Source organism: Kluyvera sichuanensis, from assembly GCF_040930405.1.
GTDB lineage: Bacteria > Pseudomonadota > Gammaproteobacteria > Enterobacterales > Enterobacteriaceae > Kluyvera > Kluyvera sichuanensis.
Genome location: NZ_CP162271.1, coordinates 1279383 through 1291973 on the forward strand (window position 1 = coordinate 1279383; position 12591 = coordinate 1291973).

The window sequence follows — 12591 nt, forward strand, 5'->3', positions numbered from 1 at the left end:
AGAACGACTCAATGGCCGCCGAAACCCAACTGAACCCAACACAGCCCGTCAACCAGCAAATTTATCGCATTCTGCGTCGCGATATCGTGCACTGCCTTATTCCGCCAGGTACCCCGCTTTCGGAAAAAGAGGTGTCGCTGCGGTTTGACGTTTCTCGCCAGCCGGTGCGTGAAGCGTTTATCAAACTCGCCGAAAATGGTCTGATCCAGATCCGCCCGCAGCGCGGCAGCTACGTGAATAAAATCTCACTGTCTCAGGTTCGTAACGGGTGTTTTGTTCGTCAGGCTATCGAATGCGCGGTAGCGCGTCGGGCCGCCACCATGATAACCGATGCGCAAAGCTATCAGCTTGAGCAAAATCTGCACCAGCAGCGTATTGCCATTGACCGCCAGCAGCTGAACGATTTTTTCCTGCTCGACGACGAATTCCACCAGCTGCTGTCAAATATTGCAGATTGCCAGTTGGCCTGGGATACCATCGAGAATATTAAAGCCGCTATCGACCGCGTGCGTTATATGAGTCTTGATCATGTCTCCTCGCCGGAGATGTTATTAAAACAGCACCATGAAATATTCGCTGCGCTGGAAAAACGCGATGCCGATGCGGTGGAAAAAGCGATGACCCTGCACCTGCAGGAGATTGGTGAATCAGTGTTGTTAATTCGTCAGGAAAACAGCGACTGGTTTAGCGAAGAGTAAGAAATAAGGCCTTCATTACTGAAGGCCTTATTTTTATCGAATAACCATTGTCGGTATATTGGCGTAACGCAGAATAGATTCAGCGTTTGAGCCCAGAAGGTGCGTAGTGATACCCCGCTGGCGCGAACCGATAACTATCGCATCGTACTCCCCGGTTTTGCTCAGCGCGATCACTTCATCGCGGATATTGCCAAACCGGACGTCGGTATGCAGCCGCTCGGCAGGCATATCAAAGAGGCGCTGCAGGTTTTTCATTTTCTTGATCGATTCTGCCTGCATGAAATCTTCGAACTTTTTAATATCCGCTGCGAAGCCGCGTAAAATAGAGCGATTGCTGTTAGGTAATACATTTAATAGCGTAATTTCACCCACCTCACCGGCCAGATAAACGGCATGGCGAATCGCTTTATCACTTAAGTCCATTTCAAAAATATCTACAGGCATCAGAATTTTTTTGTACATAGCCCGAACTCCTTATTCCAGAGTGTCCATTATTCTTTCGCTATAACCATGACATATTTGTGACTATGCAGATAGCATTAATTCACCAAAATGATAGTTCCGGCGTGCAAATAATCGTCCATTATTTCAAGGGGCTTGAATTATTCTAAAGAAGTGTAATGAAGGCAGATATAAAAGAAAATGCCGCCCGTAGCGGCGGCATTAATGGTCATGCAATAAAATCAGGCGGAAAATTCGGCAACGGTCGCTTTCGCACCTTTGCTCAGCAGTGACAGATAGGCTGCGGTCACCTGCTCAACGAATTTCGCTTCCTGCGGCAGGTCTTTACCGAAGATAGCTTCAATGCCCAGCAGCGCTTTCACGCGAGCTTCGCCCTCTTTGCTCTGCTGTACCACGCCCTGGATAACCGGCAGCAGCGGATCGCAAACTTCAATCGCGTTGCCCTGCTCATCCACGCCGCCAACATAGCGCATCCAGCCTGCAACGCCCAGTGCTAGCAGGGTAAAGCTGCTGTTATCCGCCAGATGCCAACGTACAGAATCGAGCATACGCTGAGGCAGTTTCTGGCTACCGTCCATGGCAATCTGCCAGGTACGGTGGCGCAGCGCCGGGTTGGTGTAACGCTCAATCAGCAGATCGGCATAGCGCGCCAGATCGACGTTTTGCACCTTCAGGGTTGGCGCCTGCTCTTTAAGCATCAACGCGTGTGCAGCGCGGCGGTAGTTATCATCACCCATGCAATCGTTGATGTGCTGATAGCCTGCCAGATAGCCCAGGTAGGCCAGGAAGGAGTGGCTGCCGTTCAGCATGCGCAGTTTCATCTCTTCAAACGGGATGACGTCGCTTACCAGTTCAGCGCCCGCTTTTTCCCATTCCGGACGGCCTGCGACGAAGTTATCTTCGATAACCCACTGACGGAACGGTTCACAGGCAACGCCTGCTGGATCGCGCACGCCGGTCAGTTGTTCGATTTTATCCAGCGTTTCTGGCGTCACTGCAGGAACGATACGATCAACCATGGTGGATGGGAACGTCACGTGAGATTCGATCCAATCCGCCAGACCTGCATCAACCGCACGTGCATACGCACATACTACATTACGCATCACATGACCGTTTTCCGGCATGTTGTCGCAGGACATCACGCTGAATGGCGGCAGGCCTGCGGCTTTACGGCGAGCCAGCGCTTCGACGATAACGCCCGGCGCAGATTTTGGCTGATGTGGGTTCTGCAGGTCAGCCACGATAAATGGGTGATCGAGCATCAGTTGGCCGGTTGCCGGAGAGTGGCAGTAGCCCTTTTCGGTGATGGTCAGGGAAACGATAGCGACCTGCGGTTCGCACATCTTCGCCAGAACGGTTTCCAGACCATCAACCTGCGCGTGCAGCGCTTCTTTGACGACGCCCACCACGCGGGCAGTCCATGCATCCGCGGACATTTCTGCCACGGTGTATAAATTGTCCTGATTGTTCAGGTCGGCAATCTGCTGCTCACCGCCGATCAGGTTAACTTCGGTATAACCCCAATCGCTGCCGTGTTCTGCGGCGAGAATATCGGCATAGACAGCCTGATGGGCGCGGTGAAACGCACCAAAACCGAGGTGTACAATGCGCGGCACCAGTTTGCTGCGATCGTAGGTTGGGAGAGTTGCCTTAGCGGTTAATAGCTTATTCTGCATCTTTTTGACTCACTGTAGAGAATGTTGATTGCCATACTAGTTTAACGAGACCATCACGCGAGATTTTGATTTGCGTTAATATATTGGCGATTGGTATGACATGATTTTTAAGCTGTGTGACAACATCGATGCTTGAACAGGTTGATCAGTCCAACGTCGTCACACGGCGCCTTACATCAGGACTGTCGGTAAAAAAAGTGTGATGCTGGGGAAGATAACCAGCATAAAAATGAACAGGAGGAAGGCGATCAGATAAGGAATCGAGGCCTTCACAAACGCAATCGAACTGCAGTTCAGGATACCGCAGACGGTATACATACAGATTCCGACCGGCGGCGTGTTTGCGCCCAGCAGCGTCAGTACCACAAAAATTAAACCAAAGTGAATGGGGTCAAAACCTGCTTCAAGGGCGATCGGCAACAGAATTGGCGTGAGCAGCAAAATGATCACGCTACCATCAAACAACATCCCTGCAACGGCAATCAGCGCCAATAATAAGAACAGGATGCCGTACCTATTCTCTGTCAACTGCAGGATAGTTTCAGCGAGTTGCTGAGGGATCTGATCCAGGATGGTGATATGTCCCAGGATAGCCGCAGACATAATAAGCAACATGACAACGCCAATATCGCTGATAGTTTGCTTCAGAACATCCCAAAGCACGGCATTGTCCAGCGTTTTATAGACATAGCGACCGATAATAAACGAATAAAGCACGATAAATGCGCCAGCTTCTGTGGTGGTAAAAATGCCAAGACGGATCACGACAATCAATACCACCGGGAACATTAACGCCCAAAAACTCTCTTTGAAACTACACCATACTTCATGCCGATTAGGGAGTCTTTCCACTTCGGGCTTGATATTCATCTTTCTGGCTAAAAGATAATTGGTACCCATCAGAATAGCCGTCAACAGTAACCCCGGAAATATCCCAGCCATGAACAGTTTTCCGATAGAGACGTTGCCAACAAAACCATACAGGATCAGTAAAATGCTCGGCGGTATTGTTGCCGTAATCAGCGAGCTAAAAGCAATAACCACGGCGCTAAACGCTTTTGGATAACCCCGGGCAATCATCGGTAACCCCAGCACTCGCGCCTGCATCGCGGCATCGGCAGTCGCTGAACCGGAAACACCGCCCAGCAGGCAAGCTAATAGGACGTTAATTTGCGCAAGGCCCCCCACCATCCACCCTGAGATTATTCGGGCAAAATCTAACAGGCGTGTTGTAACTCCAGACTTATTGAGCAGGTTACCCACCAGCAAAAAAAGCGGCGTCGCCAGAATAGGAAAAGATTGCGTCGGTGCAGAAAATTTCTGAAAGGCGATGCCAATCGGGAGGAAATCGGCGGTGAAGAAAAAGCTTAAGCTGGAAATAGCAATGACCATCCCCACCGGCATACCAATAACTAACAGTATGACGAACAGAATAACTGTTAAGAGCATATTTCCTCCTGATCATCATGCTGTTGAAATTCAATGCAACAACCATTTAACAAAAAAGTTAAAGAAGAAAAAACCATTAATAAACATCCCGTGGGAACGGCACTATTCAGCCAGGCAAGGGATAATTCTGTTACCGGGAGCATTTGGTTGTGCGTAGCCCAGGTAAAATTAAAACCATACCAGACCCCACAGAGTAAGAAACTCAGTATCAGAATCTCATTAAACCAAATACACGCCCTCTGCATTTTAGGGGGGAATAAATTGGTTAACGCATCAATACCAATATGCCGACGTAACTGAAATGCATAATCTATTGCCAACATACTTATCCATGCAAAAATGACCATCGCAATTTCCAATGACCAAATAACGGGGTGGCCAATCGCGCGCCCTAACCCTCCGATCAGAATAATAATAACAATAGCGACAAGGCCTATTCTTGCACAGGCCAATTCAAAATCTCTTAGCATCTTCATCGACAGAAAAACCTCTACAAAAAAGCAGGGCTACCGCCCCGCTTGTTCGTGGTTAGTTGATTACGCTTTCAACCTGTTTTTTGGCTTCGCTTAAACCCAGTTTTTCCGGTACGTACTGGCAGCTATCAATAAAAGGTTTTACATCCACAGTGGCAATGGCCATCCCTTTATCCGCCATATCTTTCAACATGCTCTCCCCGGCCGCAATAGTATTCTCGGAAGCCAGGTCGCCATTTTTCGCGGCCTCTTCTTTTAGAATGGTCTGATTTTCCGGGCTCAGCGTTGATAACCATTTTTGTGACACCACAATGCCGGTCATCAAATGAATATGGTTCGTTTTAGTGATATTTTTGGTTATTTCATACAGCTTAGAACCATATACTGCGGTTGGTTGCGCTTCCGCCGCATCGACAACGCCAGTCTGGATAGAAGAATAAATCTCTGACCATGAAAGCGGCGTTGGCGATCCCCCCATACATTTAATCGTTTCGATGGTGACTGGAGCTTCTAACGCCCGTACGCGTATGCCGTTCAGATCGGCAGGCGTCACAACAGGTTTCTGCGTTACCAGCATACGCGCCCCCTGATACCAGTTGAACGAGAGCGCCGTCAGCCCGGACTCGCTGGCCATTTTATTATTCCACTGCGCAAAGATTGGGCTATTAATAAATTTCTTTAGCGTGTCATAGTCTTTAAACACAAACGGAGCAGGTATAATCGCCATTTCAGGAACAAATTGGGCAAGTCTGGCACCATCCACGACCACCCCAACGTTGCTACCCGCCTGCGCATGCTGTAGCAATTCATTATCTGCACCGAGTTGACCACTGGAAAATAACTTTATCTTAACTTCACCTTTGCTACGCTCTTCTACTGATTTTTTAAAATTCTTTAGACCTTTATATATAGGATCATCGGGGGATAATGAAGTACTGACATTCAGTGATTCAGCTCCCCAGCATGCGCTAGCGCTTAAAAGGGGAATCGCACAGCATAATTTCGCCAGCCTGGATGAAGAAATAGTCCATTTTCTCATGTCACTCACCTGGAGGTTATTAATAATATGAATATATTTTTCTGATGTATGTCCGTAGCAAACTTATTCACTGCTAATCGCTCATTTCAGTGAAAATAAAAAACGATCAGTTAAAAAAACAGTTAACGTGATGTTATTTTCTTTCTTAATTGCTAACGATTACCCGATGAACTTACCGCCATAATAACTACCATACAAGTATCTATAATGTATTTATCTAGCAGGATCACAAAAAAAGTCGCCTGATTTTCAGACGACTTTGCTTCGCTATAACCGCTATCAAGCAAACTGCTGGTTAGCGTTCTTTTCTTTCGCCACCGAAAGATCGGCCGCATCTTCGGCAAGACTGAGGTCACGGTCACAAACTTCTGGCATCAACAACGCTGCAATAAGACCAATCACCGAATAACAAATCAGCATAATCACAATCGGATACCACGACCCGGTCATATTGCAGAAGATCCCTGCCAGAACGGGTCCAAAACCAACGGCAACCAGACCACCCGCCTCTTTCGAGATAGCCATACGAGTAAAGCGGTTACGCGAGCCGAACATCTCAGCCATCGTAATGTTTTCCAGTGCAAACAGGCCCAGCACTGCAAAGTTATGGATAATAATGATAGACATCATTATCACGCTGGCGCTGTAGGTTTTATCGACAATGATGGACACCATTGGATACGCCAGAATAATGGCGGAAATACAGAGCAAAATATAAGGCAGACGGCGACCATATTTATCGGATAGCCAACCAAGCAGCGGAATGGTCAGGAAACCGATAACGGAACTGATCATCAGCGCATCCGTTGGGATCCCTTTATCAAACAGCAATGTCTGTACCAGATATCCCGCCAGGAAGGTCTGGATCAAGCCGGAATTACCCGCCTGACCAAAGCGCAGACCCGTGGCTAACCAGAAGGATTTGCTACGGAACATCGCGCCGATGGTATTGTCATTCGCCGGAGATTCACTGACAACAACATCGCCTTCACTCACTTTTTCAAACACTGGGCTCTCTTTCAGGTTCATACGCAGCCAGATAGCGAAGATCATCACCACAACGCTTGCCAGGAACGGAATACGCCAGCCCCAGGCGACCAGTTCTTCGCGGTCAAGCAGGAAGAACATTACCGCCCAGATAGCCGTCGCCGTCAGCGTACCGCAGTTGGTCCCCATCGCCACCAGAGAGGAAATCAGGCCACGTTTGCCTTTAGGAGCATATTCAGCCAGCATGGTACCCGCACCAGAGATCTCTGCGCCGGCCCCCAATCCCTGAATAATACGTAGCGTTACCAACAGTATTGGCGCAAAAATACCAATCTGTGCATAGGTCGGTAACACACCAATTAACGTGGTACAGATCCCCATCATGGTGATGGTAATAAAGAGCACCTTTTTACGCCCGACGCTGTCACCCATTTTGCCAAAAATAAATGCTCCAACAATACGTGCAATATAGCCGGCACCGTAGGTCCCCATCGCCAGAATTAATGCCATTGCAGCAGACTGTTCAGGGAAAAATATTTCATGGAAAACGAGCGCTGCACCTAATGAATAGAGCTGAAAATCCATAAACTCTAATGCAGTCCCCAACCAACCGGATACGGCGGCCCTCACTAAATCAGATGTCGTTCTTTCATGTGTTAATTGCGTCATTGCAATCATCTCCGGGTAAGATGCGTACGGCTTAATCGCATGATCTCGTTATTATTAGTTAAACGTGAGTAAGACCTTGCAGCAGGATTTCTGATCCTTTTCAAATAATTCGATTGCATCAACGACATGGTGATAGTCAAAGTAATGCGTAATCAGTTTGTCAGGATCAATTAACCCTTTTTCTAACCACTCCAGAACCACCGGGAATTTATTCGCATTAAGTCGCGAAGAATAAATGGAGAGTTCCTTACCGGTGATACCTTGTTGAGTAATGGTCGACGGATCGCTAGAGAAGCCCATCAGAACAATACGGGCTGCAGGCGAAGCCAGGGTGATGGCTTCTTGCAAAATCGTCGGATGACATGCGGCATCGACAATCAGCGTCGGTTTAATCCCCTTCTCATCGAGCCATTCCGCTAGCGGTTTCTCACCGTTGTTAATGACCCAATCGGCACCACTGCGCTCTGCCATGGCCAGTCGTTCGTTAATTCGGTCAGCCACGATGACCTGCTTAACACGATAAACGCCTTTCAACGCCTGCAGGGTGGTTAAACCCATCGGGCCCGCGCCATAAATCAACGCTACGTCAGCTTCCGTTGGATTCACCTGGCCGGTGACGTTTGCCGCAATTGTAAAGGGTTCAACCATCACGGCGTGGTGATCGGCAATATTATCCTCAACGCTCGAGGCATTTTTCGCCGGGACGACGGCATATTCACTGAAACCGCCATCGCGATGGACGCCGAGTACCACCAGAGAAGTGCAGACGTTAGGTTTACCTACAGAACAGGGGTAGCAATGACCGCAACTGATCACCGGATCAACACAAACGCGCTCCCCCATCTGCTTATCGGTGACACCTTCGCCAACGGCATCAATCACGCCAAAAAACTCATGGCCGATAACGCGTGGATAGCGTGCAAAAGGGTTATGGCCGCGATAAATATGGCTATCAGAGCCGCAGATACCGGCTATTTTCACTTTAACGCGGACTTCACCCACTCCAGGTTCTGGCAATGGACGTTCTTCAATAACCAGTTCTTCAGGCTGTTTAATCACGATACTTTTCATTTCGCGTTCCTTATCACCAGTTCCACAACGTGCCATCTTCCAGACGAGCTACCGGCAGATAGGCAGGGTCGTACGGATATTTCGCCGCCAGTTTTTCGTCAAACTCGATGCCTAAGCCCGGTTTGTCGCCTGGATGCATATAGCCATTATCGAAGGTCCAGTTATGTGGGAAGACTTCCAGCATCTGCTCGGAGTAGCCCATGTATTCCTGAACGCCGAAGTTTGGTACCCACAGGTCGAAGTGCAGCGCGGCGGCCATGCAGACCGGAGAGAGATCTGACGGGCCATGAGAGCCGGTACGCACCTGATAAAGAGAGGCAAAGTCAGCAATTCGGCGCATGCCGGTAATGCCGCCCGCGTGGGTAATGGTGGTACGGATATAGTCGATCAGCTGCTCTTCAATCAGCTGTTTACAATCCCAGATGCTATTGAACACTTCGCCAACCGCAATCGGGGTAACGGTATGCTGGCGAATCAGGCGGAAGCACTCCTGGTTCTCCGCAGGGGTTGGATCTTCCATCCAGAACAGGCGGTACTGTTCAATGCTCTTACCAAAGCGGGCCGCTTCAATTGGGGTCAGGCGGTGATGCATATCGTGCAGCAGATGTTCGTCAAAGCCGAACTGATTACGTACCGCATCAAACAGTTTTGGGGTGAAATCGAGGTATTTCTCGGTGGACCACAGTTGTTCATCTGGCCACTGCCCTTTGGTGGCCGGTTCGTAGGCCAGCCCTTTGCCTTTAGACATACCGTAGGTGGTTTTCATGCCCGGCACGCCGCACTGAACGCGAATGGCCTTAAAGCCCATCTCTTTATGACGCGCGTAATCTTCCAGCACTTCATCAATGGTATGGCCGGTGGTGTGGCAGTACACCATCACGCCCTCACGGGACGCGCCGCCCAGCAACTGGTACAGCGGCATATTGGCGGCTTTAGCTTTAATATCCCACAGCGCCATATCAACCGCAGAGATGGCGGACATCGTCACCGGGCCGCGACGCCAGTAAGCGCCTTTATAGAAGAACTGCCAGATATCTTCGATGCGGTGCGCATCGCGCCCCACCAGTTGCGGGCACAAATGATCCTTCAGGTAAGAAGCAACGGAGAGCTCGCGACCATTTAACGTTGCGTCACCATAGCCGACTAAGCCGCTATCGGTGGTAATTTTCAGCGTGACAAAGTTACGTCCAGGACAGGTTACAAAAACCTCAGCGCCCACAATTTTCATCTTCAATCCTTAGCTTTACATCTCATCGGTTAGTGAGGCGAAATTACGCCTGACCAAACTACCATACAAGTATAAAGATCGAAATTTACCGGGTAAGATCACAAAAATGAGGGGACAAGCTCAGTTCAAAAGACGAGAAATACGAAGAAAAAAGAAGGGGTATGGCCCTTTCGGGCCAGACGTCAGGCGCGTCCCCAACCGGCGACGATAATCAGCATACCGCAAAGAGCAACGGCTGCACCGAGCCAGTCATACATGGTCAGCTTTTCACCTTCCACGACACGTAGCCATAGCAGAGCAGTAAAGATATACACCCCACCATAGGCGGCATAAACGCGGCCGCTGGCAGCGGGATGCAGCGTAAGCAACCAGACAAACAGGGCCAGCGCTAACCCTGCCGGCAACAGCAACAACGGCGTCGCCCCCCGCTTCAACCATAACCACGGTAAATAACAGCCGATAATTTCACACAGCGCGGTAGCAAAAAAGAGCAGCGAAGTTTTTAACATCGTTTATCTTCATCAACATACGAATTTCCCTATGATACGCAAAAATCAACCGGATTCGACCACGGGATTTTCGCGGGTATGCCCGTCGCCAGAGTTGTAGTAGACTGCTTTCAGGAGTCATCGTATTCACCACGTTAAAGGAACTCACCGATGAAAATTACACTTAGCAAACGCCTTTGCCTGACGGCTATGCTGACGCTGGGTGCCATTGTGTACACCGCCTCCGCTTCTGCTGAAACCAACAAACTGGTTATTGAATCTGGCGATAGCGCACAGAGTCGCCAGAACGCGGCGATGGATAAAGAACAATGGAACGACACCCGTCAGCTGCGCCAGAAAGTGAACAAACGCGCTGAAAAAGAGTGGGATAAAGCAGACGTTGCTTTTGATGCCCGCGACAATTGCCTGAAAAGCACCAACGTGAACGCGTACTGGGAACCCAACACCCTGCGCTGCCTTGACCGCTCAACCGGGCGCGTTGTTCGCTAATCACAGCAAAAAGGGCGCTTCTCAGCGCCCTTTTCTTTGTCACTTATCTATTCACATCAGTAATACTCAATGGTGTTTTTGATGGTGTAGCGCTGCGTCACCGACGGCTTAACGCTCTGGTCCACCACCTCTAACTCGCAGCTCACCGGATTATCGTGGCGATCGTAATCACAGCTTTGCGTAACGTTACCCGCAGGCTGTTTATTGAGCATACTCACGGCGGTGTAGTCGAGCTTTTTACGCGAATCCTGCGATGGGGTTGAGATAACCGACAGCGTGACCCCTTTTAACGTAGACACTTTGCCCAGCGGATACCCTTCATTGTCATAGCGGTAATCCACCTCGCTATCTTTACCGAGCGCTTTGACCACAAAGCCGTTGTCGTCGGTTTCCCATTTCACGCCCGCCGAAGGGAATTCAGCCAACTGGCATTTTCCCTGTAACCGCACGCGTTTCTCGTGGGTAACGCCGTCAAGATAATAGTTGGCGTTCAATACCAGCAGTGCGCCAGAATCCTGCTCGATATCATGAAACTCCAGCATGTCGAAACAGCCTTCCGGCGACAGTTGCGCGCTCACCCGCTTTGCCACCTCGCCTTTTTCGTTAAGCAGCGTCTGGCTGAAATCCTTCACCGGACCGCGCAGCGGGTCGAAGTCGAATTCGTTAGAAAAACTTGCCATTTCCGGGGTGAACGCGGCCGGCGCGTTTTTGTTATCGCAGCCACTCAGCACGGCAAGCGCCGAGGCCAGTAAAATCAGTTTCTTCACGCCACAATCCTGTTTCGGGAATTTATTCAATTATATTAGCAATATAAAATTGTTTATAGTCTGGCCAGGCGGAAATCAAAAATTAACCGCCCTTGCTAAGAAACATCAGAAAATGAGATTCAAAGACAAACGCTTACACTCCCCCTGCTATACTTTTCACGAATCTTATGAAAAGGAGCCGATCATGCTGTCTTCACGTTGGATACTGGCACTACTGCTCGCAGGCGCGATGCCCGCGCTGGCCGCCGTACCTGATTCCTGTGAACGTGTCAGGAGCGACATTCAGCAGAAAATCACGCAAAACGGCGTCGCTGAAAGCGCCTTTACTCTTGATATCGTGCCTAACGATCAGGCCGATCAGCAAGGGGCACAGGTCGTCGGACACTGCGCAAATGACACCTTTAAAATTCTCTACACCCGCACCGATAACGCCCAGTAATGCGCTACCGCCTCTCTTGAGAGGCGGTGTCGTTTAGCCCTTCTTCTCCACGATAAATTCCAGCGCAAGCCCAATCAGCACGCCGTCACGCAGCGAATGATCGTCAGAAAGCGCATCCAGCCCGCCCTGAAAACGCAGCTTTTGCGACGTGGTGTTAATGGTTAATTTCGAGTGCAGGCACGGCAGCGCCTGAGAACTGATGGGATACACTACGCGCCCGGATACCAGCACCGGAATTTTGCGCAACTCAGCGGATCTCAGTACCCCAATGGTGGAATAGAGCACGGCAACCGGCGTTACGGCGAGGACTTTGCCGTCCGTCACGCTGATAAAATCGAGCAAAATTTCGGGGCGCAAAAAATTTAACCCTTTGTAGGGAACCGTGACCGTCTCAATCGCGGGCATCGGAATAACGGACGAATCAATATCCTGCATGGGTAGGTTCCATAAGTAACGGATTAGCGGTAAGAAAATCAGCCTGCGGGAACCCGCAGACCGTAACAAAACTGTTTTTATGTTGTAAAACAATTATGCACATGACCTCTTCACCTGGCAAACACCGCCACGCAAATACCCTATCAGGATGACCTCCTGTTTTGACCGGGATTAATACTTGTATACCACCAACCAGG

Annotated in this window: 14 protein-coding genes; 3 read left to right on the forward strand and 11 right to left on the reverse strand. The window is 49.6% G+C overall.

Annotated elements, in window-relative coordinates:
• Window positions 1–11 precede the first annotated feature (11 nt).
• A complete protein-coding gene (locus AB2B48_RS06360) occupies window positions 12–698 on the forward strand; it encodes a GntR family transcriptional regulator (RefSeq protein WP_185669047.1) in 687 nt (228 codons plus the stop codon).
• A 33-nt stretch (window positions 699–731) separates the two neighbouring features.
• Here AB2B48_RS06360 and AB2B48_RS06365 read toward each other — a convergent pair whose 3' ends face one another.
• From AB2B48_RS06365 to AB2B48_RS06405, 9 genes are all read right to left on the reverse strand, one after another.
• On the reverse strand, window positions 732–1160 hold the full coding sequence (locus AB2B48_RS06365) for a universal stress protein (protein WP_368301177.1): 429 nt from the start codon (window positions 1158–1160) through the stop codon (window positions 732–734).
• Window positions 1161–1381: 221 nt separating this feature from the next.
• Window positions 1382–2839 carry a mannitol dehydrogenase family protein gene (locus AB2B48_RS06370; protein ID WP_368301179.1) on the reverse strand — a complete coding sequence of 486 codons (1458 nt, stop codon included), beginning with the start codon at window positions 2837–2839 and terminating at the stop codon, window positions 1382–1384.
• Between the two features lie 171 nt (window positions 2840–3010).
• Window positions 3011–4288 carry a TRAP transporter large permease gene (locus tag AB2B48_RS06375; RefSeq protein WP_368301180.1) on the reverse strand — a complete coding sequence of 426 codons (1278 nt, stop codon included), beginning with the start codon at window positions 4286–4288 and terminating at the stop codon, window positions 3011–3013.
• Complete coding sequence (locus tag AB2B48_RS06380) at window positions 4279–4764, reverse strand: TRAP transporter small permease (protein WP_185669051.1); 486 nt, start codon at window positions 4762–4764, stop codon at window positions 4279–4281. Before AB2B48_RS06380 ends, AB2B48_RS06375 begins: the two co-directional genes overlap by 10 nt.
• A gap of 52 nt (window positions 4765–4816) precedes the next feature.
• On the reverse strand, window positions 4817–5800 hold the full coding sequence (locus AB2B48_RS06385) for a C4-dicarboxylate TRAP transporter substrate-binding protein (protein ID WP_368301182.1): 984 nt from the start codon (window positions 5798–5800) through the stop codon (window positions 4817–4819).
• Between the two features lie 279 nt (window positions 5801–6079).
• Window positions 6080–7456: an MFS transporter gene (locus AB2B48_RS06390; protein ID WP_185669053.1), complete on the reverse strand. Its 1377-nt coding sequence runs from the start codon at window positions 7454–7456 to the stop codon at window positions 6080–6082.
• A gap of 54 nt (window positions 7457–7510) precedes the next feature.
• Window positions 7511–8527 (reverse strand): Zn-dependent oxidoreductase, encoded by a 1017-nt coding sequence (locus AB2B48_RS06395; RefSeq protein WP_368301184.1) that lies wholly within the window; start codon window positions 8525–8527, stop codon window positions 7511–7513.
• Window positions 8528–8540: 13 nt separating this feature from the next.
• Entirely contained in the window at window positions 8541–9755 is a 1215-nt protein-coding gene (gene rspA / locus AB2B48_RS06400; protein WP_185669055.1) for a starvation-sensing protein RspA, read from the reverse strand.
• A gap of 182 nt (window positions 9756–9937) precedes the next feature.
• Window positions 9938–10264 (reverse strand): YnfA family protein, encoded by a 327-nt coding sequence (locus AB2B48_RS06405; RefSeq protein WP_185669056.1) that lies wholly within the window; start codon window positions 10262–10264, stop codon window positions 9938–9940.
• A 150-nt stretch (window positions 10265–10414) separates the two neighbouring features.
• Between AB2B48_RS06405 and AB2B48_RS06410 the strand changes: the two genes are divergently transcribed.
• Window positions 10415–10753, forward strand: coding sequence for a DUF1283 family protein (locus tag AB2B48_RS06410; RefSeq protein WP_185669057.1), 339 nt, complete (start codon window positions 10415–10417; stop codon window positions 10751–10753).
• A 56-nt stretch (window positions 10754–10809) separates the two neighbouring features.
• Here AB2B48_RS06410 and AB2B48_RS06415 read toward each other — a convergent pair whose 3' ends face one another.
• A complete protein-coding gene (locus AB2B48_RS06415) occupies window positions 10810–11520 on the reverse strand; it encodes a YnfC family lipoprotein (RefSeq protein ID WP_185669058.1) in 711 nt (236 codons plus the stop codon).
• A 184-nt stretch (window positions 11521–11704) separates the two neighbouring features.
• On the opposite strand from AB2B48_RS06415, the gene AB2B48_RS06420 reads away from it, so the two are divergent.
• A complete protein-coding gene (locus AB2B48_RS06420; protein ID WP_185669059.1) occupies window positions 11705–11959 on the forward strand; it encodes a DUF1161 domain-containing protein in 255 nt (84 codons plus the stop codon).
• Between the two features lie 33 nt (window positions 11960–11992).
• Here the strand turns inward: AB2B48_RS06420 and AB2B48_RS06425 are convergent, their stop codons facing one another.
• Complete coding sequence (locus tag AB2B48_RS06425) at window positions 11993–12394, reverse strand: dTDP-glucose pyrophosphorylase (protein WP_185669060.1); 402 nt, start codon at window positions 12392–12394, stop codon at window positions 11993–11995.
• Between the last annotated feature and the right edge of the window lie 197 nt (window positions 12395–12591).